The organism is Asticcacaulis sp. SL142, from assembly GCF_026625745.1.
GTDB lineage: Bacteria > Pseudomonadota > Alphaproteobacteria > Caulobacterales > Caulobacteraceae > Asticcacaulis.
Genome location: NZ_CP113061.1, coordinates 2151660 through 2176370, shown reverse-complemented (window position 1 = coordinate 2176370; position 24711 = coordinate 2151660). Strand labels below are relative to the sequence as shown.

Genomic DNA, 24711 nt, shown 5'->3' with positions numbered 1-24711 from the left:
GCATTGCACAATGTATGCCATAAAAAATTTCAGCTTGCGCTCTTTGCGCAACTGATGGCGACCAGAATATAAAAACTTGCGAAAAACTGTTGGTTAACAGCTTCGCTCGCAATGGGATTCCCCTGATGGTTGATTAATCTTTTCAATCAAAAGGGCATCTTATGTGTTAAAAATGAAGCCCTGTGCATCGTTTTGATGCCGCTAATTTGTTTTGTTTGGACTTAACAGCTTTTTGCAATTATTTCACTACCATTAGTTCAGATGCGTGTCAAAATCGATATTGCGCCGCACAATTAACTATGAGACGATGGGACGAGAGCCGAAACATGTCGACCTTTTTCGCAAGATTAGTATCTTTTTGGTTTGTGATAATAAGTTTGACGCTGACCGGTTTGGGGACAGCGGGACTGGCCTATGCACAGGGCACCGAGACGCAGGGGGCAGGGGCCGTGTCCCAAACCCAGACATATCAGGCCCAGACACCTCAAACTCAGACGGTAAGTGCTGACGCTTACAGTTATAAAATGGGCGCCGACGACAAGATTCGCGTTATTGTCTTTGGTGAGCCCAACCTGAGTGGTGAATTTGTCGTCAATGGTCAGGGTACGGTTGCCCTACCACTGATCGGTGAGATCAAGGCGGCGGGCCTGACCGTCACCGAATTGCAGGATAAGTATGCCGCGGTCTTACGTGAAGGCTACCTCAAAGACCCGCGCGTCAGCATCGAAGTTCTGACCTTCCGACCCTTCTATGTTTTGGGGCGAGGTTAGCCGTCCGGGTGAATATCCTTACGTTAACGGCATGACGGTCATGAATGCGATTGCCCGCGCGCAGGGCTTTACCTATCGGGCTAACAAAAAGAAGGTCTACATCAAAAGTGCCAATTCCGCTGAGGAACGTGCAGTTGAACTGACCCAGACCCTGACGGTGCAACCTGGCGATACTATCCGCGTAACAGAACGATATTTCTGATGGCGCAACCAAGATTTAGTTAAGCGTTTAAGATTATAGACCGGTTATCAGACTGGTCGTTTACCATTATGGCATACCCGTCGTGACCTTCATTGGGAAGGCACGTAAAACTTTACTCTCTGGCATGGACCTTATGCAAAAAAAGAAACTCCTCACGCTGACGCTGATCCCGGCTATGTGCGCTACGGCCGGAATCGCCGGAGCTCAAGATTACTTTGTACAGGAAAAGGACAAGAATTCGTCGGTGGCTGCGCGCGTACCGGCGGGCTATGAACCTTTGGGCATCCGCACCGGCGGTTTTGACATCTATCCCAAGGTCGATATGGGGCTTGAGCGCTCGGACAACATCTTCTTTAGTGATACGGCCAAAGAAGAAGACATGATCTTTACGGCCCGCCCGGAGGTTCGCGCTCAATCACGCTGGAGCCGCCACGCCCTGATGGGGTCGGTTTACAGCAATATCCGCCGCTACGGTGATAACGACACCCAAAATTCCGAAGACTGGGGCGCCAACGCCTATGGCCGCGCCGACATTACGCGGTTCAGCAATGTTTACGGGACGATCAATCTGGGTCGTAACAGTGAATCGCGCGGTGACCCGTCGTTGAGCGAAAACATCGCTGAGCCGGTCAAGGTGAAAAACAACGGCTTTGTGCTGGGCGGGCAGTTCACCTTCAACCGCCTGCGCTTTGGCGTCGATGGCGGCATCAGCGAGCTGGACTACACCGATGTGCGCACAACCGATCTGGTCAATTTCCCATCCGGGATTCAGGATCAGGACAATCGCGACGTGAAGTTCCATCGTCTGGGCCTGCGCGGTGATTACGCCCTGAGCCCGGATACGTCGGTCTTTGTCACCTATGAATATAATGAGCGCAAATATGATCTGGCCTCAGCGGCGGCTGAGCGTGACTCCAACGGCTACAATATCTCGGTCGGTGCGGCGTTCGACCTGACGGATCTTCTGCGCGGTGAAGTGCGGGCCGGCTACCTGATGCAGGACTATGACAACTTCGCCTATGCCACGGCGCGCGGCTCGTCCTTTAATGCGCAGATCGAATGGTTCCCGACCCGTCTAACGACGGTTAACTTCAACGCGGGCCGTTCTATCAACGAAACGCCCTACGCCGGGGCATCAGGCTTCCTGTCGACCCAGCTTAGCGTGACGGTTGACCATGAACTGCTGCGCAATCTGGTACTGTCAGCCGGGGTGCTTCACTTTGATGATGAATACCGGGGTCTGGACCGTAATGATACACGCGATAGCTTAACCTTGGGCGGACGCTATCTTATTAACCGCCGTCTGACCCTTAAGGGCGAATATATGCATTCAAAGCTGGGTTCCGAGGGGGCCTCGGCCTTCCGTGATTATACTCATAACAGCATTAAGTTTACTTTAGGCGTGCAATATTAACGCATGCCGGGCCATGATATCGTTTTGATGTCATGGCCCGCATTTTCTGGTCCCTATGTCTTGGCCCCTATTTTGCAAAATGGCCTTTGGGTTCCCAAAAAATGGCTCACGGGTTCCATAACTGAACAAGTGCCGGAAAGATCTGTCATATGAAAACGCGTGATAATTATGGAAAAAGCAGCTCGGACGACGAAGCCGGTCTGGACCTTCGCGGGTTAATCGCTGATTTCCGGCGTTACTCGCTGCTATTTGGCGTGGTGTTCTGCACCGCCTTTGTCCTGATCCTGTTTCCGCTGCTGTCTCAGACACCGAGATATGTGGCATCATCAGCCGTGATGATCGATCCGCGCTCTGTCAATATCACCAATGCCAGTGAGCAGGTGCTGTCGGATTTGCCGCAGGACGCCGCCACCATCGATACCGAAGTGTCCCTGATCAAGTCGGCCTCACTGGCGGAGATGGCCATTCGGGAGCTGGAACTGGATAAGGACCCGGAGTTCAACCCGTTCCTTAATCCCCGCAAGAAATATTTTGGTCTGGTGACCGAGCCTCAGCGCCCCGAAGCGGCCTTGACGCCGCTGGAGAAAAAGGCTCGCCAGCAGATCATCACCAATATCGTGCTGGGCGGTCTGACCGTGCGCCGTGAGGGCACGACACGCGTCATCAATATCAGCTATTCCAGCACCTCGCCGGAAAAGGCCATGCGCATCGCCGATGAGTGGGCCAACTTCTATCTGGCTCAGCAAATGGAAGCGCGCTTTGAAGCGACCCGCAGTGCCTCCGGCTGGCTCGACTCGCGCCTTGATGAGCTGCGCGGTCAGGTCGAAGCTGCCGAACGTGCGGTTCAGCAATATAAAATCGCCAATAACCTGATGAGCTCGACCGGCTCTACCCTGACCGAGCAGGAAATCTCCAGCCTCAATCAGCAACTGGCCGTGGTTCGTGTTGACGAAGCCGAAAGCGAAGCCCGTCTGGCTACCGCCCGCCGTCAGCTTGCCGCCGGTTCGACCGGTGAAGATGTCGGTGAAGCTCTGAACTCCGGCGTGGTTGCCAATCTGCGCTCGCAAAGCGCCGAGGTCAGCCGCCGCGTGGCTGAGCTGGAGGCCCGTTACGGCCCGCTGCATCCTGAAATCATCAAGGCCAAGCGCGAAAAGGCCGATATAGATCAGCAAATCCGCAACGAAATCGCCCGTATCATCTCTAACCTTGAAGCCCAGGTTCAGGTTCAGCGTCAACGTACCTCGTCTCTGGCGGGCAGCGTCGGTAACGCCCGTGGCGTGCTGGCCGGTAATAACCGCGCTCAGGTTCGCCTGAACGAGCTTGAGCGTGACGCTCAGGCCGTCCGCAGCCTCTACGAATCCTATCTGGAGCGTTTCAAGGAAACCTCGTCGCAGGAAGGCATGGCTAAGTCCGACGCCCGTATCGTGGCTAAGGCTAAGCTGCCGATGGGCCCATCGTCGCCCAAGGTCTCCTTAAGCGTCGCTCTGGCGCTGGTTGGGGCCTTTGGGGCCGGTGCCGCCGCGGTTCTGGGGCGTCGGGCCTTCGACAGCGTCCTGACCACCTCGACGGACGTTGAGCGTCATCTGCGCCAGCCTTATCTGGCTGGTCTGCCGGATCTGGCCTCGACGGTTGAAAAGGGTCATAAGCGCACCGACCCGGTCACCTATGTGACCGAGAAGCCCCTGTCGGTCTTTGCCGAAGGCTTCCGCAGCCTGAGAGCGTCCCTGCTCTATACCCGTGACGGCGAGCAGGCCCGTGTCATCGCCCTGACCTCCTGCCTGCCCGGCGAAGGTAAGACCACGGCGTCCATGTGTCTGGCTCAGATTGTCGCTATGGCGGGGCAGACGGTGGTTGTGGTTGATTGCGACCTGCGCCGTAAGTCGATCAACGCCTATGTTCAGGATCAACCCGAAGCCGGTATTCTGGAAGTACTGGACGGCTCGGCCACGCTTGATCAGGCCCTGACCGATGGTCCTGGCGGTAAGGTCAAGCTCCTGCCGGTCAAGCCGGAAAGCTATACCACCCGCGACGTATTTGGTGATCCGTCGATGGACGGCCTGATCGCTGAACTCAAAGAGCGCTTTGATGTGGTCATTATGGATACCGCGCCGGTGCTGCCGGTGGTTGATACCCGTATTCTGGTGCGTAAGGTCGATGCCGTGGTCATGCTGGTACACTGGCGTAAAACGCCGCGTGACGCCGCCCAGAAGGCCCTTGATCTGCTTATCAGTGCCGATGCGCCGATGGCCGGTGTGGCCCTCAGCCAGATCGACGTCAACCAGCAGGCCAAATATGCCTACGGCGACTCCGGCTTCTACTATAAGGCTTACAAGGGCTACTACACCGAGTAGGTCACCCGGACATGTTAGAGCAAATTTCGATCGAATTGATCCGAAATTTGCTCTAATTCTTTGTTTTGTCGCTCTTTCTGATCCAAAAAGTGGATCCACTTTTTGGGAAAACGCTCTAAACAAAAAAGCCCGCGATCATTATGGTCGCGGGCTTTTTTGTTGCCAGAGTGTCATATCAGTACATTGAGCTTTTCTTGAACAGCCGCTCATCCATCTGGGTGAGGACGATGCCGATCACCGGGCCGCCGGTTTGTCTCAAACTGGACAGGGCGGCTTTGACGGCCCGCATCGGGGTCTTGGCCCAGCGCACCAGCATAATGGTCTGATCGGCAAATTTTGTGAGAATCTGGGTTTCGGCAATGGCCAGAACCGGCGGCGTATCGAGAATAACAATATCGTACTTGTGGCGCAGATAGGTAATGAAGCGATCCATGATCGGGGCTTCGAATACGCCGGTGACATCGCGATCCTTGCGCGGCGCCAGCAGATAATCAACGCCGATATCGTCATTAAGGATCACATCTTCCAGATTGGCATCGCCTTGCAGCACTTCGATCAGGCCGTTTTCGGCCCGACGCCCCAAAGCGCGGCTCAAGCCCGGGCGGCGCAGATCGCATTCAACCACAATCACTGACTGACCGGACATGGCCATGACTCTGGCCAGACAGACCGAAGTGGTCGATTTGCCCTCCGACGGCAGGGGCGAAGTGATGGCGATAATCCCGCCATGATCATTGGCCGTATAGAGCAGGGAGGTGCGCAAACCTCGAAGCCCCTCGGCAAAGGCGGAACCCGGATTCTGAATGACATAATCGGGCAGGGACAGGGGGGCGGGCAAGGAGGGGGGCGCATTTTTGGACGGGGATTTGACCTTAACGAGCGTCGCCAGATGCGGCAGCCCCAGCTTATAGCCGATATCGCCGGGGGCGATGATGCCGGTTTCAAAAATCTGACGAGTGAACACGCCGCCAACACCGGCCACCGTGCCGAGGCCCAGCGCAATGACAAAGGCCAATATCAGATTGGGGGAGCTGGGTGCCGCGGGGATACGGGCCAGAGAGATCAGGCGGGCATGAATGTTCTGCGCCGGATTGGCCGTAAGGGATTGTTTATAAAGGTCAAGATAGTGCTCAAAGATTTCCTGAGCCACAGCCGCATCATTTTCAAGCTGGCTGAGACCGGCGCTGGCGCTATTGGCGTAGACCAGTTGGCCGGTGGCGGCCCCCAGACTGGACTGGGTCTGGCTGAGGCGGCGGCGGTCAATATCAACCTCGGCTTCGAGACTGGACAAAAGCCGGTCGCCTTCGGTACGAATTTGCTGATCGATATCGGAAAGCTGATCCTGAGCGGCGATGACCTGCGGGTGGCGCGGGCCATAGGTCGTTTGCAGGTCGGCAATCTGGCGCGTGATCTGGGCGCGTTTTAAGCGCAAGGTCGTCAGGACGCGTGAGCCAACGGGGCCTGCCATTTCGGCGCTGACGCCGGTATTTTGCAATTGCTGGCGGGCGGTGGCGAGTTTTGCCTCCTGCTCGGCCAGATCGAGTTTGTTACTGGCGACCTGCCGGTTCAGGGCTGAGATTTCGCTTTCAGTCAGGGTGGCTGTGCCCACCGTCATCAGGTTATTGGCGACCTTATAATTAGCCAGAGCTTCTTCGCGGGCCAGCACTTCGCCGCGCAGTTTATCCAGCCGTTCGGCCATACCGCTGCCGGCACTTTGCAGTTCGGCCTGATTCTGATCGATCTTCTGGGCGATATATTGCAGGCTCCATTCATTGGCGACATCGGCGGCCAGTTCGGGCGACGGCGATGAATAGTTCAGATAGACGATGCGAGTGGTTTCCTGGCGTTTGATCTTCAGACCATACAATAGCGCCCCGGCAATGGCGCGCCGTCTTTGGGCTGCCTTTTCCTCTGGCGTTTGGGCGGGTTGCGAGGATTGCGCGCTGGTGTCAGTCTTGTTTGCCGTTTTGGGATCAACCGGTTGCGGCGCAAAGGCCGGATGCTGATCCAGTTTTAGCGACTCAACAACGCGCTCGGCCAAAGACACCTGTTGCAGCAGCACCAGTTCCGTATTGACCTGAAGCGATTCCGGCGTGTCATCCTGAGGCAGTTGCACCAGAGCCTCATTTTCGGGGGTCAGGGCCACATTGCGGGCATCGAGGGCTACGATCGCGGTGGCGGTATATAGCTTGGGGCGGCTGCTCAGATAGAGATAGGTGAGCGCAAATACGCCCACAAACAGCGCTAAAAATATCCATATATAACGGCGATAATCAAAGCCGATGGAGCGCAGATCAAGGCGGATTTGCAGAATATCTTCGCGATCCGCCGCGATGTCGAAGGTTTCAGGCTTCATGTAAAATGCTTTTCCGCTGAAATATGAGCGCGTCAGATATAAAAGGCTGACCGGTGCCCGCACGCGGCCGTAGCCAGTCTATTTCAGGTATTATTTATGACCAGAATGTTAACACATAATGTTAACACGCACCTGCTGCGCTTCACAAACGGATAAATATCGACGCCCTACAGCCAGGGGGTGATTCGGGCGGTTTCCGAGATCAGCCAGCGCGCACTCTCAAGGGGGAAATCCGTGACGGGGTGATCGCTTAAGGTGCGCAGCATCGTCCGGCGGCGCGGCATGTCCGCCAGCATTTCATCGGGTGCCAAGAGTAGCTGCTCGAGTTTATCATCAGAGATCGGTAAAGTCAGGGCTTCGTCCGAGAACAGATCGCTGACCCCAAAGACAAGCGCCGAAAGACGTGCCGCAAATTGTGTAGTATTGAAAAGCCCCTGAAGGCGGGCCTCCTGTTGCAGGGCGTTGATTTCTGCGGGCGACATCTGGCGCAGGGCTGTCAGCAGATCCATAGCATAGCTACCACCCGGTTGACGGTTGTAAATAGCTTTCACAAGATTCATCGCCGAGATAAGCGCGATATACTTTGTGTTTGGGGTTGGAATACTGTTTGAGCCCAAATTAACCTTAACAGGATTGCTCATAAATCTGTCAACTCGGCGGGGTGCGGGCGATCCGGGCTGCTGCAGACGGTGGTGCAGATCGACCGAATGGGGGCCGGACGAATCAGTGAACAGGTGTTGCTCACCCAGAAACAGACGCCACCATAGACGGTGACATTCTGCCGGAACTGAAAATCCAGCGGCGACAAGCACTTCGCGGGCGCGGGAGAAGTCTTTTCTGGCCACGAGCAGGTCGGCATCGACACTTTTTTTCGAAAAAAAGTCGCCGTAGAGAATTTTTTGTTGCAGCGGACCCTTATAAAATACGTGGTTAATGCCCGCAGATTCTAGCGTCAGGTGAGTTTTGTGAACCAGGTGAAGGATGCGGGAATTGGTTAATGCGACCTTCTTGGTTTCACTTATGAAGTCTTTATAGTGCGGTGCATCATGCTCGTAGGGGGGGAGGGTGCGTGCAAAAAGCACACCAAGCTTGTTTTTGCGGGCATAATCAATTGATTTTTCAGTATTTTTAGGCGCGTCAATTGGGGATTTGGGCGCGTGTCCGGGATCAAGCAGTTGGGCCAGATTCAGACACAGAAGGCTCATGCGCCGGTCCTCAATAAAAAGAAATGATAAAAACGGATGTAAAGTAGTTGGCAGCACTATACATCATTTATGTTGAGAAATCCTTAGGCTTGACTTTAAGCACTGAATATGAGAGATTTTTTTCGTTATCCAAAGGGGTACGCCCCATATCGGAGATTATTGAAATGACGCAAGTTAAGGCTGTTTACGAAGCCCCGACCGTTGCTAAGGTCGGCGACTTTGAAACCACCACCCAGAACACGGGTACCGGTGGTACGCTGGATGCCTCCTTCCCGGTTGGCACCCCGTTTGCGGATCTGACCTTCTCTTAAGGCCGGGCCTGTGAGTAAAGAGTTCTAAAATGCCCGGCGGGTTTTATGTCGCCGGGCATTTTTTACATATATTATCTTAGTTTCAAAATTTTTAATCCGGAGTGGTTGCGTGGCGCTGGTGAATTCTTCAATCATTACGGCGTCGGGCGATGTGGTCGGCACGGAACTGGCCGGTGGGCTGGCTCTGCTGGATTTACGCACCGGCAGCTATTTTAACCTCAATCAGACCGGCGCCTATGTCTGGTCGCAGATCGAAGGCTCGGCCAAGACGATTGGCGATATTTTGGGCGCGATGACGCAGGCCTATGATGTCAGTGCCGACGTTCTGGAACAGGATTTGCAGACTTTGCTGACGCAATTGTCAGAACAGGGCCTGATTGCCGTCAGCGCGTAAAGCGTCTGACCGTCGGCCCAAACTTGGATACATAAAGCCATGCAGACGGCTTGGAAAAATATCCTGTCGGGAACCAAATATTTCGCGCTGAACCTCTATTTCCGCGCCTATATCCTTGCCTTTGGATACAAGCGAATAAAGCAGCACATCCGTGAAATTGAGGGGCCTCCGGCCCCGCCGTGGGAAGCCCGCCGGGTCGGATGGTTTGTGTTTAAAACCGCCAAACCCATTCCCGGCGCGACCTGCCTGTCACGGGCCATGACCGCACAATATATCCTGAAACGGCATGGTTTCGGGTCATCGTTATGTCTCGGTGTCGCCCAGAGCGATAAACCGGGCGACAAGGGGCTGTTGGCCCACGCCTGGGTCATGAGCGGCGATCAGGTCGTGGTTGGCAATGAATCGGGTGAGCTTGAGCGCTATAAGCTGCTGACCCGGATGGGTGCACGGATCCCTTGAGCGCAATTGCCGGTGTTTTCCTGACGTTTGAGGCCTCAGCGCGTGATCTGGTATTAACCATGTTGCGGGCCATGCCCTATCGTGCGCCGGATGGAACCGAGGTCTGGGCGGAGGGGCGCTCTGCCCTGGGTATGGGGCTGATGCGCACCCTGCCCGAAGACCCGGCTCAGCCGACCATTTTTGAAGGCCGTACTGTGCGCGCCGTGGTCGATGCACGGCTGGATAACCGCCCCCAATTGCTGGCCGCCCTCGATATCACGAACGAAAGCCTGTCCGAAGGGGCGCTGATATTGGCGGCATGGCGGCGGTGGGGCGATGACTGCGTAGATCATTTCATTGGTGATTTTGCGTTCATTATATATGATGCCGACACGGGGCGCATTTTTGCCGCCCGCGACCATATGGGCGTTAAGCCGCTATTCTATCGCGCCGACGGGGCCGGACTGGCCTTGGCCAGTGAACCCAAGGTGCTGGCCGCACCGGGTGCGCCGTTCAGTGATCTGGCGCAGGTCGGACTGATTGAGGCCGATGTGGCCGATTTCATGACCGGGCAACTGCCGCGCGATCACCGGGTGGTTTATGACGGCCTGTGGCGGGTGCCGCCGGGACACATACTGACGGCGGGCCCAGATCATGTGCCGACCTTGACCTGTTACTGGCAGGCCGCCCCAGATGCGACGATAACCGACAAAAGCCCGCAGGCCTTGCGCGCCTTGCTGACCGAGGCGGTGCGTTGCCGCCTGCGTTCCACTCAGCCGGTGGCGGCTCTGCTCAGTGGCGGGCTGGATTCAACCTCGATCGCCTGTCTGGCCAGCCAGTTGCAACCCGGTGATCCCATCGACAGTTTTTCCGTAGTGTTCGACAAGACGCCGGAATTGAGCGAGCGCGACTATATAGATGCCGGTATCGCCCACGCCCATTTCCGTCCGCGCCATGTGGCCATGGATGGTTACGCACCGTTTGGTGATTTCGAGGCGCTTCTGGCGCTTGAGGGGCGGCTGTTCGGCGCGCCGGGTCTGCGGATGACCAGTTCTCTGTTCCAGCGGGTCGGGGCTGAGGGCTTTCGCGTCGTCTTTGAAGGCCACGGCGGCGATGAGGTATTATCGCACGGCTACGGCCGGTTTCATGAACTGGCGCAGCAAGGCCGCTGGCGGGATCTGTGGGCGCAGACCCGTGCCTTTTCCGGCCTGTATGGGCAGGGGCGGCTGGGGCTGTTTATCCTGTTGTTCATTCGTTATGCCCGTTTCAAGGGTTCCCATAGCTTGCGGCGTATGGCCGCGTGGTTTCAAAAGCGCTGGCCCAAGGCTGATCGCGACGTTTTATTGACGCCAGAGTTTCGCGCGCGCGCAGCGGCGGACCACCGCCCTCAGCATCAGGACGAAGCGTCCCAGCATACGGCCTTTCTGCAATCGCCGGGGCTGGCGTCCAGCCTTGAGGTGCTTGAGGCCGCTGCCGCCGGGGCCGGCCTTGAAGCGCGCTTTCCGTTCTTTGATAAGCGGGTGGTCGAGTTTTGTTTGTCTCTACCGTCAGAAGCCAAGCTCGATCAGGGCCATGTCCGCCTGATCCTGCGTCAGGCGATGGAGGGCGTTTTGCCCCCCAAAGTCCAATGGCGGCGCAGCAAGTTCGATTTCGCGCCCCATATCGCCTCGGGTCTGTTGGCGCATCACCAAGACCTGATGCGTGACGTGATTGAGCATAACCGTGATAATGTTGCGACCTTCGTTGACCTTGAACGGGTGAAAACATCGCTCAATCGGTTGCGGCAAAAGGGGGCGAAGGTTTCGGCCTATGATTTGCAAGCGGTATGGCGAACCGTCGCCTTATCGCTCTGGCTGCGGCACAGCCAGGGTAAAACCCATTCAAATTGATACACAATTTGGTGGTGCCGTGGTCTGAGCCCGGCAGGAGTGGCGTTTTTGTAAAATTTAATGCGTACGCTCACTGGAAAACCTTTGATGACCAAGCCTCTCTTTCGTCACACAGCCTATGGGCTGACGATCCATTCCGAGATCGAACTGCCGGAGCTTTTGCCGTCAGATAATGACGTAGCCGATCTGGTGATCCGGTGCGCGCCGATCGGGCGTGACCTGCCGGTGGGGGCACCTGGGACCTTCTTTGAGTTTAGCCGCGACCTTCAGATGCTGGACTGGGCCGCGGTCGGTAAGTTTGAGATCCGTGGATCATCTGAAATTGTGGTCGATGCGCGCGCTGATGTGCCGGAAAAGATCGTGCGCCTGCCGCTGCTGGGGCCGGTTATGGCCATGCTGTTGCATGTGCGCAGCCTGATGGTGCTCCACGCCAGCGCGGTGCTGATTAATGGCAAGGGCGCGGGCTTTCTGGGTGACAAACGCGCTGGAAAATCAACCACCGCCGGGGCTTTGGTCGGTAAGGGTTATCCGCTGCTGACCGATGATGTGCTGGCTTTTGATTTTAAGCCGGATGTGCGCATCCTGCCGGGCTTTCCGCAGATGAAGCTGACCGATGAATCGGCGGCGTCCGTGGCGATTGAACACGCCCGCCGGCTGGAAATGATCGACGTGCCGGGCTTTGATAAACGCCAGCACAGCGTCAGTGCGCATTTTTCCAATGACTATGCCGTGCCGGGGCGTCTATATGTGCTGGAACGCGGGCCGCAGGCGCAGATCATCGACTTAAGCCCGCTTGAGGCGTTTCGCGCCCTGATGCGCTTTTCCTATCTGATCCGTTTTGGCAAAGAGGCTTTGTCGGCGGGCAGTGCGCCGGGATTTATGCAGCAATGCGCCTATCTGGCCGAATTAGGTGTGGTCCGGCGGTTGGTTGTGCCGGATTCGCTGGAGCGCTTAGGCGAAGCTGTGGCTATTATAGAGCATGACCTTGGCTGATACCCGCGATTCGCCCCCAAAAACCGGCCAAAAAACCGGAATGCAAAGTGGCCTTAAGACCTGGCAGCGCTGCCGGTCCTTGGCGGCTTACGTTCTGTCGGTATCGCGCAAACGCTCAATCTTATCCGTTGTCTTCCTGATTTTGGGCAGCTTCAGCGAAGGGGTATCGCTGCTGCTGCTGTTGCCGCTGTTGCAGTTCATCAGCGCGCAGGGTGGCGGCACAGTCCTCGACCTGCCGACCGGGCCATTGGCACCGGTGCTGGGGGCGTCGTTTCAGATTGAGCTGTGGCTGATTCTGGCTGTCTTTGTCGCGGTGGTGACCGTCGGGGCACTGTTTGCGCGGTTCAAGAATATCTACATGTCGGCGCTGCTGGTCGATACGGTCAACCGCCTGCGCATCGACCTGTTTGCCAGCATATCAAAGGCCAGATGGTCGGCGGTGGCGCGCAAACGTACGGCGGACCTCGATCACGTCCTAACCGGCGATATCGACCGGGTGCAGACGGCGACGGCCAGTCTGTTTCTGCTGATCCAGAACGCGGTGTTTTTATGCGCCTACATGCTGCTGTCGCTGATGATCTCGTGGCAGATGACGGCGATTGCGGCGGTGGCCGGGGCCCTGGTGTTTGTGGCCTTGCGCCCGATCCGTAAGCAGGGCGCTATCTTTGGCGATAAGCTGACGACCGAGCGCCAGCGCCAGTACCGCACCATCAGCGATTTTCTGGCGGGCCTTAAGGTCACCAAAAGCTTCAACGCCGAACCGCGCTACATCGCCGAACTGAACGGCACGTTAGAGCGGATGCGCGGCGATCTGATGCGTTATACCCGCATCAATTCGCTCGGGACGACGCTGTTTCAGATCTTAAGCGCGGTCATGGTGTGCGTGTTTATCTATGTCGCCTATGCCGTCTACGCCATGCCGTTTTCGCGCATCATCGTGCTGCTGGTGATCTTCATGCGCCTGTCGCCGCGCTTTACCGGCACGCAGGATCATCTGCAGAACGCCATTATCAATTTACCGGCGTTTGAGACCATGCAGCGCGTCAAGGCTGACTGTGACGCCGCCGTGGAAATCCCGCAGGCCGCGACGACGCTGTCCCCGTCGGGGCTAAAGCACAGCCTTGATTTCGAGGCGGTGAGTTTTTCATACGGTGATCATCTGGCGGTCGATGCCGTTAGCTTCAGCCTGCCCGCCCGCCAGATAACGGCCATTGTTGGCCCCTCCGGCGGCGGCAAGAGCACCATGGCCGATCTGGTCATGGGCCTGTTGATGCCTGATAGCGGGCGCATCCTGATTGATGGGGTGGCTTTAGAGGCCGCGCATGGGCCGTCATGGCGCACTCACATTGCTTACGTCCCGCAGGAAACCTATCTGCTGTCGGCAACCGTAGCGGAAAACCTGAAAATCGCAGCGCCCCATGCCACGGTGGAGGATATGTGGCACGCGCTGCGGCAAGCACAGGCGGCGGCTTTTATTGAGCGCCTGCCGCAGGGGCTGGAGACACCGGTCGGCGACGGCGGTATCAAACTGTCGGGCGGAGAGCGTCAGCGGGTGGCGCTGGCGCGCGCTCTGCTGCGTCAGCCGGCGCTGCTTATCCTTGATGAATCGACCAGCGCGCTCGACCGCGAAAATACCCAAGGCATTTTGTCGACCATTGATGGCTTACGCGGTCAGATGACCGTGCTTTTGATCACTCATAATCCGGTCGTGGTTGAATGCGCCGATAAGGTGATCACGGTTGAGGGCGGGCGCGTATTAGATCATGGTGAGGCTCATGACTAAATACTGTGCGAGCAAGGCTTGCCTTAGTCCGTTTATGAATTGTTTTGGTTCACGGGCTATTATGGCTCAGGTTTTAAGTGAATCGTATAGGTTTTTAATTTTCCGGAACTCATTAGTGTGACCATGCGGGTACTCTATCTTGTGCATGATCTGGAAGATGCGGCGGTACGTCGCCGAACCCTTATGCTTGAGGCGGGTGGGGCGAGCGTCTATCTGGCGGGCTTTCGGCGAGGACCAAAACCGGTCTCAGAGTCTACGGATAAGATCATCGATCTGGGCGAAACCCGTAACGGTGCCTTTGCCCATCGCGCCGCCAAAACCCTGACCACCGCGCCGTCGCTGATCCGGGCGCTGGGGGATAGTAAGCCCGACATTATCATCGCCCGTAATCTGGAGATGCTGTTTCTGGCCCGTCAGGTCGCCCGCCGGTTCAAGCCCGCCCCCGTCATTGTTTACGAAAGCCTCGATATCCATCGCCTGCTGCTGCGCCGCGATTTTATCGGCGCCCTATTGCGTGGGGCTGAACGCAGTCTGATGTCGCGGGCATCGCTGGTCGTCACCAGTTCCCCGGCCTTTGTTGAGAACTATTTCGTGCCCATGCAGAACCTGACCCTGCCGGTTTTCCTGCTGGAGAATAAGGTGCTGGACTTGAGCGGCCGCGTTGTGGGCGTTCCGGCGGCTAAAAAGACAGACGGGGTTATCACCATCGGCTGGTTCGGGGCCCTGCGCTGCCGGAAATCACTGGACCTGCTGTCCGCGTTAACACGCCTCATGGCGGGCAGGGTCAAGGTCGTTATGCGCGGCAAGCCCGCCTATAATGAGTTTGAGGACTTCGACGCACAGGTCGCGGCTGAGCCCCATATCACATTTGAGGGCCCGTACAGTGCCGAAGATTTGAGCGCGCTTTATGCCGCGGTCGATCTGACCTGGGCGATTGATTTCTTTGAAGAAGGCCAGAACTCAAAATGGCTGCTGCCCAACCGGCTTTATGAAGGCAGCCGCTATGGTTCGGTGCCGATTGCCATGAGTGGCACGGAAACCGGAAGTTTTGTCAGCCGTCACGGCCTCGGCCTGACCCTGGATGAGGCTACACCGCAGGCCTTGATGGCGCTGTTTGAGACGCTCACCCCGGATTGCCTGTCGGCCTTGCGGGCGACCCTTAAGGCCTGTCCGCCGTCTCTGTTTACCGCCACCCGTGACGATTGTGTGGGTTTTGTCGACCGCCTGAAAACATTGCAGGTGGCGCATGCGTGACGCGGGACTGGCTATGAATTTACCGACGGCAGACCCTGTGCGTACCGAAAAGGTATTGGTGGTAGTGCCGTGCCTGAATGAGGCCGCCCACATCGGTAAGCTGCTGGACTGGCTGCTGCGTACCGAAGGCGAGGCCGGGTCTCTGATCGTGGTTGCCGATGGAGGATCGAGCGATGGCACGCAGGATATTGTGCGCCGCTATGTCGATGATGGCGCGCCGGTACGGTTGCTGCACAATCCGAAGAAAATCCAGAGCGCGGGTATCAATCTGGCGGTCGAGCGCTATGGGAATGATGCCGAATATCTGATCCGCATCGATGCTCACGGCACCTATCCGGAGGATTTTTGCGAGCAACTGATGGACGAGGCCCGCAAGGTCGGCTGTGCGTCGATCGTGGTGTCGATGAACACTATCGGCGCAGGCGCATTCCAGAAGGCCGTAGCCATCGCCCAAAATTCCCCGCTCGGCAATGGCGGCTCAAAACACCGCGTGGTCAATAAGGGCGAATTTGTCGATCACGGCCACCATGCCCTGATGCGTATTAAGGCGTTCCGCGAAGTGGGCGGTTATGACGAAAGCTTTGCCCACAACGAAGACGCGGAACTGGATTTCCGGTTGCGCAAGATCGGCTACTACATCTGGATGACACCGAAAACCGTTATGGAATATCTGCCGCGCACCACCGCTAAGGGCCTGTTTAAACAGTACCGCGGCTATGGCAGTGGCCGTATTCAGAATATCCTCAAGCATAAACAGACGCCGGGCCTGCGTCAGATCATTCCGGCCATGGTGCTGCCGTCGATCGTGATGGCGCCGCTGGCCGCGATCTGGTGGGTGTGCGCCCTGCCGCTGATCGGATGGCTGTGCCTGTGGGGCGGGTTGTCGGTGATCGAGGGGGTGCGGACGCGCTCGGTTGAGGGAGTCATGTCCGGCTATGCCGCCATGACCATGCACGTTGCCTGGTCGGTCGGGTTCTGGAAAAAGTGGTTTGAGCTGAAATTTAAAGCGGCTTAGGGCTTAAGGCCCACCTTATTTTATTCTGTTATTTTTAGGGCTCACATGGCCGATATCGATATCTGTATCTGTACGTTCCGGCGTGAGCATATTGTCACCACCCTGCGCTCACTTGTGGGGCTTGACGTGCCCGCGAACCATTCCGTGCGGGTGATTGTTGCCGACAATGATGAGGTGCCGTCGGCCAGAGACCGGGTCGAGGCGATGGGGCCGGAGGTGCCGTTTCCGATCAGCTATATCCATGCCCCAAAGGCCAATATTTCCGTGGCGCGCAATGCCTGCCTTGAGGCGGCGACCGGGCGCTATACCCTGTTTATCGATGACGATGAACTGGTCACGCCCGCATGGTTGAAAGAGATGGTAACGACCGCGCAATCCAGCGGTGCCGATGCCGTTCTGGGGCCGGTGAGGGCGCTATATCCTGATGGGATAGACACCTGGATCAGGGACGGGGATTTCCATTCGACCTACCCGGTGATTGTCGGTGATGAGATACTGACCGGCTATACCTGCAACGCACTGCTGGATCGCCAGTCGGATAAGGTTAAGGGCTTAAGGTTTGATCTGTCGCGCGGCAAAAGTGGCGGCGAGGATACCGACTTTTTCACGCAAATCTATCGACGCGGCGGCACAATCGCCTATGCGCGTGACGCCTGGATCGAGGAACCTGTGCCGCCTGCGCGCGCCAGTTTCAGGTGGCTGCGCGACCGCCGGTTTCGGTCAGGCCAGACCCACGGCCGCTTGATCCGTGAGGGTGGCCTGACGCGTCCGATCGTGGTTGAGCAGGCGATTGCGGCTGGTAAGGCCGGTTTCAGTTTTGCGTCAGCGGCGTTGACCTTCTGGTCCCGCGTCAAGCGGCGACGCAATATCTTACGCGGTGCGCTCCATCTGGGGACGATTTCCGGCCTGTCGGGCTCCAAAGAAATAAGTCAATACTGAAAGCGGTCTCGGTGTGGTTAATTCAGGCTTTTCAATAGGATTTTTGTTGGGTGCGCTGCAAAAAGAATTTTACGATCCCCCCGTTTGCCACTAAAGTCTGAGCCTATAGATTTTGATTTTTGTTATTACCGATTTTTCCAAGGCCGGCTTCAATGACCGACGCGATAAAAATCCTCGGCAGTGTGGCCGGGGTCGTACAGCAACACCTGCCCTATGTTCTGGCCAACCGTCGCGATGTGACCTGGAAAGAGGACGGCAGCCCCGTAACGGTCGCCGATGTCTTTCTGGAAAATGCCATTAAGGATCATCTGACCGGCCTGATGGGCGATATCAATTTCGTCGGCGAAGAAAGTTACGCAGTAGGGGCGGCGGACGATAAGGACTGGACGGCGGTACTTGATCCGATCGATGGCACGGAGAATTTCTGTTCCGGCTTGCCTGAATGGGGCGTGTCTCTGTCGATCTGGCATAAGCGCGAACATGCCGCTTCGATGCTGATGGTGCCGGAAATGGGCTTAAAGCTCATGACCGGCGATACAATTGAGTACCAGACGTCGCGGATCATGGGCTTCTCGTCCTCGATAAACGACAGGCTGGTCGAAATGATCCCCGTCGGCGGCGAAGCCCGCATCATGGGCTGTGCCGTTTATAACCTGTTTAATGTCGTGCGCGGATCGCTGGCGCGGTTTGTCAATCCGGCCGGTGCCAAAAGCTGGGACATGCTGGCGGGTGTTCAGCTTGCGCGTGAGCACGGCTGTGAAGTTATTGTTGAAGGAGCTGCTTATGACGGACGCTATCTCGAACCTGATCGGAAACATCGCTTCGACATACGCCACCGACACGATCTTCATCCTCGGTAAAGGCCCGTCGATTGATCAGATCGATCCGCAGATTTTTGCGGGTTCTCTGGTCATTGCCATGAATGATGCCGAGCGCATCGCCCCCGCCGACATCAGCCTGTTCCATGCGGCATGGGCCGCTGACAGCGTGCAGGCCAATGGTTTAAAATCGCGCGCCTACCTGACCTCGACGCCGCTAAAGGCCGCTGACCGGTCGGTGGTGCAACTGCCGCACACGCCGCTGACGCAAGAATCCGCTGATCTGATGATGCAGCGCTTTCAGGCCGGTGATCTGGTCATCGAGGACATTCTGTTCATCACGGCTTTGCAGGTCGCGCGTAAAGTCGCCGCGGTTCGGGGGCGTCCGCAGACGGTTTACATGGTCGGTCTTGATTTTAGCTATGACGGCAGTCAGGCCTATAGCGAGCGCATCGACAGCGATTTTTCCCATGCCCGCGACGCCGACCGTAAGATGGTGTTCAACACCCAGGAATTCTATTTCCTGAACGCGCTCTATGTCCTTAAGGGCTCTGAGATCGAAGTTCGCCACGTCGGCACCAAATCGTTCAGCGCGCTATCGCCGACCGAACTGAACGCGCAACTGGGCACGCCGGAGCCGCTTGCGGCCAGCGACAATATCCATAAGGTTGATGTCATTGCTGAGCTGACCACCAACCATTTTGGCGACCGTTTGCGGCTTGAGCGTATGATTCGCTCCGCCAAGGCAGCCGGGGCAGACTACATCAAATTGCAAAAACGCGATGTTGAAAGCTTCTATTCGGCCGAGCAACTCAAAGCCCCATATGTATCGCCGTTTGGCTCGACCTTTGGCGATTACCGTCATCAGTTGGAACTGAGCAAGTACGATTTCGTGTTCGTTGATACCTTGTGCAAAAGCCTTGGCATGGGCTGGTTTGCCTCGATCCTCGATAAGCCATCGTTTGAGTTCATGCTGGATGTCAAACCGGCTATGGTGAAACTGCCGTCGACCATTTCAGAGCACACCGATTATCTGGAATATGTCTCGAAAAACTATACCGGTTCGGTGGTGTTATCGACCGGCATGACTGATGAGGCCTATGAGCGCTGGGTGCTCGATAATTTCACGGCTTGCGAAAAACTGATTCTGATGCAGGCCAATTCGGCCTATCCGACCCCGGCCGAAGACACCAATATCGCGGTGGTGCGACGCTACCACGAACTGTCGGCACAAAATCCGCGCATCGTACCGGCGTTTTCGAGCCATGATTTCGGCTGGCTGGGTTCGGCGCTGGCGGTGGCGGCGGGTGCGCGCATGGTCGAAAAGCATGTTAAGCTCGGCAATACCGAATGGGCGCACTTTGATGCCGTGGCGGTTGATTTGACGACCCCGGCCTTTAAGGAATATGTCGATCAGATCCGCCTGACCGAACGCATGGTCGGTTCCGGCGAAAAGCGCGTCAACAAAAGCGAGCACCACAAATACCGCGTGGCGCAGGCTTAATAGGTCAAAGGTTCTTTACGTGTCGAAACCGAAATGTGTGGCCTTAGTGCCCGCCAAGGCCCATTCCGGGCGTCTGCCTGAGAAGAATCTGCGTCCGTTTGTCGGCGAAAAATCCCTGCTGGATGTCAAGCTGGAGCAGTGTAAGGCGTCCGGTGTTTTTGATGAAATTTATGTCTCCAGTGAGGCCGATAAGGTTGCCGAATACGCCACCCGTCACGGCGTAGACTTCCTGCTGCGCAATCCGAAATGGTCGAGTGATGCCACCCCCTGGTCGGAAGCCCTGGTTGGGCTTTTGGACGAAATGCCGGTCGATGACGACACCTATGTGGCCATAGTGCCCGTGACCACGCCGCTGTTTCATCGCTACGGCGATGCGGTGGCGATGCTGGAGCAGGATGGCCGTGACAGTGTGATGTCGCTCACCGCCCATAAGCATTATTTTTTGAACCCGGATTTCCTGCCGATCAATTATCAGTGGGGGCCGTGGCATTCCTACAGCCAGAATATCAAGCCGCTGTATCAGATGAACTGCGCCTTTTGGGTCGCCAAAAAAGGCGTGATGAAGCGCAACCGTTTTCAGGTTGGCGACCGTCCGGCCTTCTTCGTCACCGACGCGACCGAAGGCATGGATATCGACACGCTGGAGGAATTTGAGGTGGCGCAACTGCTGTTCCAAAAGCGGTTCGGCGCATGAGCCTGACGCCGGTTGAGCTTAGGGTCGATGCGGCGCTGCTGGAACGGTTTCGCGCGGCGGGCGTCCTCTTTTCCTACGACCGGGCGGAAATTGCCAAGGGCGAGGGCTGGCTGAGCCAGCTTGAGAGCTACACGGTGAAACAACCGATCCGTATCGAAGGGCCGTGCGCTTTTTACGGCGGGCCCTATTCCCCCAGCCGCTGGTTTGCGGGCAGCGGCCTGTGCGACTTGGGGGCGGCGTCCTACTCTCATTCCCCATTGCCCGAAGGTTTGACGGTCGGGCGTTACTGTTCGATCGGCAAGGGCCTGCGCTTTATCGATTTTGCCCATCCGACCGAGTGGGTGTCATCGTCGATTGCGTTTTTCCGGCCAGACAATGTGCCCTATCTGTCGCCGCTTTATGATGCGCTTGAAGCGCGCAATGGTGAATTTACGCCGACGGCTTATGATCCGCGCCGGGGGCTTGGCTATCCGGTGATCGAACACGATGTCTGGATCGGCGATAATGTGACGCTGGGCTTAGGGATAACTATTGGCACCGGTGCGGTTATCGCCGCCAATGCCACCGTGACCAAGGATGTGCCACCCTATGCCATAGTCGGTGGTTTGCCCGCCAAGGTTCTGAAATATCGCTTCGCGCCGGAGGTGATCGAGGCGCTGCTGGCCGCGCGGTGGTGGACCTATGCCCATGCCGATTTTGCAGGCTTAGACTACACCCAACCTGTGGCCTTTGCCGAAGGGCTAAGGGATGCAGTCGCCGCCGGTCGCATAGCGCCGTGGCAACCGGCTGTGGTGGAATTACCCGGAGCGGCGGATGACTGAGCGGGGCCGATACGATACGATGTTTCTGATCAGCACGCCGATCCAGTATCTCATGGCGCGTCTGATTGTCTCGGCCTATTTTCCGGGGCGGCATCTGGCGGTGGTGTACCGCGACGGCCATGATTTTCGCTCCATTTTCGATGAGATAGACGCCCGGTTTTTGGGGCCGTCGCCGTTTGATTATATGGGCTTTGATGAGGCGCTGGCGTCTGATCTGCCGCGCCCCAAACGCCTGTTTATCAGCTACCGGTTTTACCGCTTTGCGGTCGAGACCTATTACCGCTTTAAGCCTGAAATCCTGTGCGCCTATGAGGACGGCTTTTCGCTGCATATCGATCATGACTATGGCAACAAATCCCTGAATGATCGCAATCCGCGCTATGTCGTCTCGGATGCGATCAAGGCCGTGGCGCGAGCCACCGGATTAAAACCTTCGGCGCGGCCCAAATTTGTCCGGCTGAGCCGCTTTCACGAGGTCTATAGCGTTTTTCCTGATGTGGTCGGTTTCAAGCTGGGGACGCCGCATTTTTCAACGCGACAGGCCTTTAAGGACAATCTGTTTAAGCCCGAATCCGATAGAGCGGGTGTAGGGGAGTGTCTGTTCCTGTCGCAGCCTTTGTCCAATCTCGGCATGATGACGGACCCGGAATATCTGCGCCTGCTTGAGGCCATATTGGCCGATCTGGCCACCCGTTATGACCGTGTCTATTTCAAGCCGCATCCGCGTGACGGTGAGGCGGTGATGAGCGTGATTGCGGGCCAGCCCAAATGCGTGCCCTTGCCGGAATTCTACAGCCGTATGCCCGCAGAGTTTTATCTCGGCCATCATCCCGCGACCGATGTATACGGCTTTATGTCCTCGACTCTTTTCTATGTGCCGGCGGTGTTTGGCACCAAGGCCTATACACTGGCGCCGTTGCTGGATCGCTGGCCGGGGGGGAATGAAAAATTGCGCGACTACTGGCAAGCCATGAAGCCGCTGCTGACCAAGGCCAATGTCGGCGACTATGCGCCGGAAATTGTTAACCGATGACTGATGATCAGATCACGGTATCGATAGTCATCTGCACCCGCAACCGCGCCCACAGTCTGGGCGGGACGATCGACTCGCTTATGGCGCAAAGTACTAAGCATAGCTGGGAAGCCTTGCTGGTCGATAATGCCTCGACCGATGCCACAGCCGAGGTCATCAGCGCGGCGGCGCAACGCGATCCGCATCTGCGCTATCTCAGTGTGACGCGCATCGGGCTGGGGGCAGCGCGTGACGCTGCCTGGCGGCAGGCGCGTGGGCGGATTACCGCCTTTACCGACGATGACTGCTACCTTGAGCCAGACTATATAGACCGGCTGGTTGAGGCGTGGGCGGATTATCCCGATGCGGGTGTGATCGGTGGGCGCATCCGGCTGCATGATCCTGATGATGCCGCCATTACCATTGATGAGCGCAACCTGGCTGAGGTCTATCCGGCGCGGGCGTTCCTTAAGGCGGGGGCCCTGCATGGTGCTAACCTGACCTTCCGTCGTGAGGTTCTGGAGGCCACGGGTGGGTTCGACCCTGAACTGGGGGCGGGGACACAATTCCCGTGTGAGGATATTGATGCGGTGGCGGCGGGTGGTCTGGGCCGGGTATCCGGCGCGCTTTGATCCGCGCTTTCAGGTCTCGCACCACCATGGCCGCAAAGCTGCCGACGTGCCGCGTATTATGGAAGGCTATGATCGGGGGCGCGGGGCCTATTTCATGAAATATATCCTGCGGGCCGATAGCCGCGCGGCCTATATGTCAGCGTGGCGCGACAGCCTGCGCCACTCTTACGGGCCTGAAGGGTTTCAGGCCCGTAAGCGCGAACTGAGCTATGCCTTGCGTTGGTTGAAATCGCGCAGGGAATATGCGGCTATGGCTGTGGTCTGCGTGGTCGCGCCGGTATTGATCGTTGTCACCTGGCTTAAACGCAAACTGTCTTAAACCGGCTTACGCTTCAAAATCCGGTTAAGTATCGGCTGGGCCTGAGTTATGATCGGTGCCACCAGTGACCTGCCGAAAATCAGAATACCGGACACATAAATCACCGCCCCGATAAAGCTGCCGGTTATGACGACAAACCAGAGATTGTCATAGATACCGAACAGAACCGGGCGCAGGCTCCACACCACCGCGGCCATAAACAGGGCAACCAGCAACGGCACCAAGGGCTTACTGAGCGCCGTCAGCACCGGAATGTCGACAAAGCGCTTAAGCTGATACTGCTGGTACGGCAGGGTCAGATAGCTTCTGAGAGCATAGGCGGCGGCAATGCCCACCAGACCCCACGGCAGGGCCAGCCAGGTGAACAATATGGTCAGGGCCAGTTGCAGGGCGGCCACCTTGGTGATGGCCCCCGGCTTATTGACGGCGGCCAGCATACCCGGTGATATGTAGTTAAACACAAATGGCACGATCATCAGGGCCAGCACCTGCGAGATCTTGCCCGTGCCCGTCCATTGTTCCGAGAATATGAGCTGGATAATTTCTTCGGCGAGTGCCGCATAGCCCAGCAGCAGCGGCAGCACCAAAAGCCCCACTATGCTGATCATGCGATAATAGGCCGCTTTCAGTTTTTCAGGCTCATGCTGCAATTTCGAGAAGGTCAGCATGGAGACGCTGCCGATCGGGGCCAGCGCCAGTTGGCCGATCAGTTCGTACATGCGCCACGCAATGCGGTATCGGCCAACCTCGGCCTGACCGTAGTTGCGCGAAATCAGAATGTCACCGACACGACCCATCAGCAGCCACAAAAGCTGATTGAAGGTTGTGCTGAAACTGAAGCTGGCGATCTGGCGCAGCATCGAGGGCGAGAACCGCACCTTCGGCACCCAGCGCGAGGCCACCCAGGCCATGATAACGCCGAGTATGGCCCCGACCCAGGCCTGCACAACCAGCGACCACACCCCCAGCCCCATCAGGGCGGCGGTAATGCCTGAGATGCCGGAGACTATGCTGGCTATGGCGGCCTGAATCGCAAACAGCTTATGCTTATATTCGCGCGTCAGGCGCGCCCCGTGAATACCGGCCAGTGACGATATCGGCAGGGTCAGGGCCAGCGCCTGAAGGATATGGGTGACGTTGGTGTTATGGATCATCTGCGCGTAAAAAGGGGCTGCGATGATCACAATCGTGGCTACAATGGTGCTCAGGCCAAAATTGGCCCAGAACGCCGTGTCGGCCATTTCTTCTTCGAGAACGTGTTGGCGAATAATCGCATCGCCAAGACCGGCGCTGGCGAAAATGCGGCTGACATCAAGGAAAAGGGCTGCGAGCGCAAACAGGCCAAAATCTGAGGGGCCCAATATCCGCGCCAGACAGACGAAGATGACAAAGGTCGCCCCCGTGGACCATAGCACCCGTAAGACCGACCATAGAATGGAGGTGGTGGTGCGCTGTTTCAGATCCTGATAACCGTCAGCCTCGGTCTTACTCATATTAAAGGCTCATAACTAAATTAGGTGATACATGGGGGCGCTGCGTACCGGAATGTTCCGGCGGCAACTTAAACGCAGATAATTGAAAACTATGTAAAATGTGG

Annotated in this window: 23 protein-coding genes; 20 read left to right on the top strand and 3 right to left on the bottom strand. The window is 57.0% G+C overall.

Annotated features, from left to right (window positions below; genetic code table 11):
* Positions 1-377 precede the first annotated feature (377 nt).
* From OVA03_RS09885 to OVA03_RS09870, 4 genes are all read left to right on the top strand, one after another.
* A complete protein-coding gene (locus tag OVA03_RS09885) occupies positions 378-770 on the top strand; it encodes a polysaccharide biosynthesis/export family protein (RefSeq protein WP_267524134.1) in 393 nt (130 codons plus the stop codon).
* A gap of 40 nt (positions 771-810) precedes the next feature.
* The gene (locus OVA03_RS09880) at positions 811-972 is read left to right on the top strand and encodes a hypothetical protein (RefSeq protein WP_267524132.1); all 162 of its coding nucleotides are present in this window, start codon (positions 811-813) and stop codon (positions 970-972) included.
* A 133-nt stretch (positions 973-1105) separates the two neighbouring features.
* Positions 1106-2386 (top strand): outer membrane beta-barrel protein, encoded by a 1281-nt coding sequence (locus tag OVA03_RS09875; RefSeq protein WP_267524130.1) that lies wholly within the window; start codon positions 1106-1108, stop codon positions 2384-2386.
* Positions 2387-2535: 149 nt separating this feature from the next.
* Entirely contained in the window at positions 2536-4737 is a 2202-nt protein-coding gene (locus OVA03_RS09870) for a GumC family protein (RefSeq protein ID WP_267524128.1), read from the top strand.
* A gap of 175 nt (positions 4738-4912) precedes the next feature.
* Here the strand turns inward: OVA03_RS09870 and OVA03_RS09865 are convergent, their stop codons facing one another.
* A complete protein-coding gene (locus tag OVA03_RS09865) occupies positions 4913-7093 on the bottom strand; it encodes a GumC family protein (protein ID WP_267524127.1) in 2181 nt (726 codons plus the stop codon).
* Positions 7094-7260: 167 nt separating this feature from the next.
* Positions 7261-8298: a nucleotidyltransferase family protein gene (locus OVA03_RS09860; protein WP_267524125.1), complete on the bottom strand. Its 1038-nt coding sequence runs from the start codon at positions 8296-8298 to the stop codon at positions 7261-7263.
* A gap of 164 nt (positions 8299-8462) precedes the next feature.
* On the opposite strand from OVA03_RS09860, the gene OVA03_RS09855 reads away from it, so the two are divergent.
* The 16 genes from OVA03_RS09855 to OVA03_RS09780 all read left to right on the top strand — a co-directional run bounded on the left by OVA03_RS09855 (position 8463) and on the right by OVA03_RS09780 (position 23114).
* Positions 8463-8609, top strand: a complete 147-nt coding sequence (locus OVA03_RS09855) for a lasso RiPP family leader peptide-containing protein (protein ID WP_189485179.1) — start codon at positions 8463-8465, stop codon at positions 8607-8609.
* A gap of 109 nt (positions 8610-8718) precedes the next feature.
* Complete coding sequence (locus tag OVA03_RS09850; RefSeq protein ID WP_189485180.1) at positions 8719-9003, top strand: PqqD family protein; 285 nt, start codon at positions 8719-8721, stop codon at positions 9001-9003.
* A gap of 39 nt (positions 9004-9042) precedes the next feature.
* Complete coding sequence (locus OVA03_RS09845) at positions 9043-9462, top strand: lasso peptide biosynthesis B2 protein (RefSeq protein WP_267524121.1); 420 nt, start codon at positions 9043-9045, stop codon at positions 9460-9462.
* Positions 9459-11330: an asparagine synthase-related protein gene (locus tag OVA03_RS09840; RefSeq protein ID WP_267524119.1), complete on the top strand. Its 1872-nt coding sequence runs from the start codon at positions 9459-9461 to the stop codon at positions 11328-11330. Before OVA03_RS09845 ends, OVA03_RS09840 begins: the two co-directional genes overlap by 4 nt.
* Positions 11331-11417: 87 nt before the next feature.
* Positions 11418-12323, top strand: a complete 906-nt coding sequence (locus tag OVA03_RS09835; RefSeq protein WP_267524117.1) for a hypothetical protein — start codon at positions 11418-11420, stop codon at positions 12321-12323.
* Positions 12310-14106, top strand: coding sequence for an ABC transporter ATP-binding protein (locus tag OVA03_RS09830; RefSeq protein ID WP_267524115.1), 1797 nt, complete (start codon positions 12310-12312; stop codon positions 14104-14106). Before OVA03_RS09835 ends, OVA03_RS09830 begins: the two co-directional genes overlap by 14 nt.
* 123 nt (positions 14107-14229) lie before the next feature.
* Positions 14230-15360 carry a glycosyltransferase gene (locus tag OVA03_RS09825; protein WP_324291048.1) on the top strand — a complete coding sequence of 377 codons (1131 nt, stop codon included), beginning with the start codon at positions 14230-14232 and terminating at the stop codon, positions 15358-15360.
* Positions 15353-16375, top strand: a complete 1023-nt coding sequence (locus OVA03_RS09820; protein WP_267524111.1) for a glycosyltransferase family 2 protein — start codon at positions 15353-15355, stop codon at positions 16373-16375. The genes OVA03_RS09825 and OVA03_RS09820 overlap by 8 nt, the downstream gene beginning before the upstream one ends.
* A gap of 45 nt (positions 16376-16420) precedes the next feature.
* Entirely contained in the window at positions 16421-17314 is an 894-nt protein-coding gene (locus OVA03_RS09815) for a glycosyltransferase (RefSeq protein ID WP_267524109.1), read from the top strand.
* A 152-nt stretch (positions 17315-17466) separates the two neighbouring features.
* The gene (locus OVA03_RS09810) at positions 17467-18174 is read left to right on the top strand and encodes an inositol monophosphatase family protein (protein WP_267524107.1); all 708 of its coding nucleotides are present in this window, start codon (positions 17467-17469) and stop codon (positions 18172-18174) included.
* A complete protein-coding gene (locus tag OVA03_RS09805; RefSeq protein WP_267524106.1) occupies positions 18098-19636 on the top strand; it encodes an N-acetylneuraminate synthase family protein in 1539 nt (512 codons plus the stop codon). Before OVA03_RS09810 ends, OVA03_RS09805 begins: the two co-directional genes overlap by 77 nt.
* Positions 19637-19655: 19 nt before the next feature.
* The gene (locus OVA03_RS09800; protein WP_267524103.1) at positions 19656-20330 is read left to right on the top strand and encodes a cytidylyltransferase domain-containing protein; all 675 of its coding nucleotides are present in this window, start codon (positions 19656-19658) and stop codon (positions 20328-20330) included.
* The gene (locus tag OVA03_RS09795) at positions 20327-21151 is read left to right on the top strand and encodes a CatB-related O-acetyltransferase (protein ID WP_324290997.1); all 825 of its coding nucleotides are present in this window, start codon (positions 20327-20329) and stop codon (positions 21149-21151) included. Before OVA03_RS09800 ends, OVA03_RS09795 begins: the two co-directional genes overlap by 4 nt.
* Complete coding sequence (locus OVA03_RS09790) at positions 21144-22184, top strand: polysialyltransferase family glycosyltransferase (RefSeq protein ID WP_267524101.1); 1041 nt, start codon at positions 21144-21146, stop codon at positions 22182-22184. Before OVA03_RS09795 ends, OVA03_RS09790 begins: the two co-directional genes overlap by 8 nt.
* Positions 22181-22795 (top strand): glycosyltransferase family 2 protein, encoded by a 615-nt coding sequence (locus tag OVA03_RS09785; RefSeq protein WP_267524099.1) that lies wholly within the window; start codon positions 22181-22183, stop codon positions 22793-22795. The genes OVA03_RS09790 and OVA03_RS09785 overlap by 4 nt, the downstream gene beginning before the upstream one ends.
* Complete coding sequence (locus tag OVA03_RS09780) at positions 22749-23114, top strand: hypothetical protein (protein WP_267524097.1); 366 nt, start codon at positions 22749-22751, stop codon at positions 23112-23114. Before OVA03_RS09785 ends, OVA03_RS09780 begins: the two co-directional genes overlap by 47 nt.
* Here OVA03_RS09780 and OVA03_RS09775 read toward each other — a convergent pair.
* A complete protein-coding gene (locus tag OVA03_RS09775; RefSeq protein WP_267524095.1) occupies positions 23111-24607 on the bottom strand; it encodes a lipopolysaccharide biosynthesis protein in 1497 nt (498 codons plus the stop codon). The genes OVA03_RS09780 and OVA03_RS09775 overlap by 4 nt on opposite strands.
* Positions 24608-24711: the final 104 nt, after the last annotated feature.

Excerpts from the sequence above, each read along its gene's own strand:
- OVA03_RS09810 (WP_267524107.1), top strand. The coding sequence starts at position 17,467 with ATGACCGACGCGATAAAAATCCTCGGCAGTGTGGCCGGGGTCGTACAG.
- OVA03_RS09790 (WP_267524101.1), top strand. The coding sequence starts at position 21,144 with ATGACTGAGCGGGGCCGATACGATACGATGTTTCTGATCAGCACGCCG.
- OVA03_RS09815 (WP_267524109.1), top strand. The coding sequence starts at position 16,421 with ATGGCCGATATCGATATCTGTATCTGTACGTTCCGGCGTGAGCATATT.
- OVA03_RS09835 (WP_267524117.1), top strand. The coding sequence starts at position 11,418 with ATGACCAAGCCTCTCTTTCGTCACACAGCCTATGGGCTGACGATCCAT.
- OVA03_RS09880 (WP_267524132.1), top strand. The coding sequence starts at position 811 with ATGAATGCGATTGCCCGCGCGCAGGGCTTTACCTATCGGGCTAACAAA.
- OVA03_RS09830 (WP_267524115.1), top strand. The coding sequence starts at position 12,310 with ATGACCTTGGCTGATACCCGCGATTCGCCCCCAAAAACCGGCCAAAAA.
- OVA03_RS09860 (WP_267524125.1), bottom strand. The coding sequence starts at position 8,298 with ATGAGCCTTCTGTGTCTGAATCTGGCCCAACTGCTTGATCCCGGACAC.
- OVA03_RS09875 (WP_267524130.1), top strand. The coding sequence starts at position 1,106 with ATGCAAAAAAAGAAACTCCTCACGCTGACGCTGATCCCGGCTATGTGC.
- OVA03_RS09795 (WP_324290997.1), top strand. The coding sequence starts at position 20,327 with ATGAGCCTGACGCCGGTTGAGCTTAGGGTCGATGCGGCGCTGCTGGAA.
- OVA03_RS09865 (WP_267524127.1), bottom strand. The coding sequence starts at position 7,093 with ATGAAGCCTGAAACCTTCGACATCGCGGCGGATCGCGAAGATATTCTG.
- OVA03_RS09805 (WP_267524106.1), top strand. The coding sequence starts at position 18,098 with ATGACGGACGCTATCTCGAACCTGATCGGAAACATCGCTTCGACATAC.
- OVA03_RS09785 (WP_267524099.1), top strand. The coding sequence starts at position 22,181 with ATGACTGATGATCAGATCACGGTATCGATAGTCATCTGCACCCGCAAC.
- OVA03_RS09820 (WP_267524111.1), top strand. The coding sequence starts at position 15,353 with ATGCGTGACGCGGGACTGGCTATGAATTTACCGACGGCAGACCCTGTG.
- OVA03_RS09780 (WP_267524097.1), top strand. The coding sequence starts at position 22,749 with ATGCGGTGGCGGCGGGTGGTCTGGGCCGGGTATCCGGCGCGCTTTGAT.
- OVA03_RS09845 (WP_267524121.1), top strand. The coding sequence starts at position 9,043 with ATGCAGACGGCTTGGAAAAATATCCTGTCGGGAACCAAATATTTCGCG.
- OVA03_RS09825 (WP_324291048.1), top strand. The coding sequence starts at position 14,230 with ATGCGGGTACTCTATCTTGTGCATGATCTGGAAGATGCGGCGGTACGT.
- OVA03_RS09775 (WP_267524095.1), bottom strand. The coding sequence starts at position 24,607 with ATGAGTAAGACCGAGGCTGACGGTTATCAGGATCTGAAACAGCGCACC.
- OVA03_RS09870 (WP_267524128.1), top strand. The coding sequence starts at position 2,536 with ATGAAAACGCGTGATAATTATGGAAAAAGCAGCTCGGACGACGAAGCC.
- OVA03_RS09855 (WP_189485179.1), top strand. The coding sequence starts at position 8,463 with ATGACGCAAGTTAAGGCTGTTTACGAAGCCCCGACCGTTGCTAAGGTC.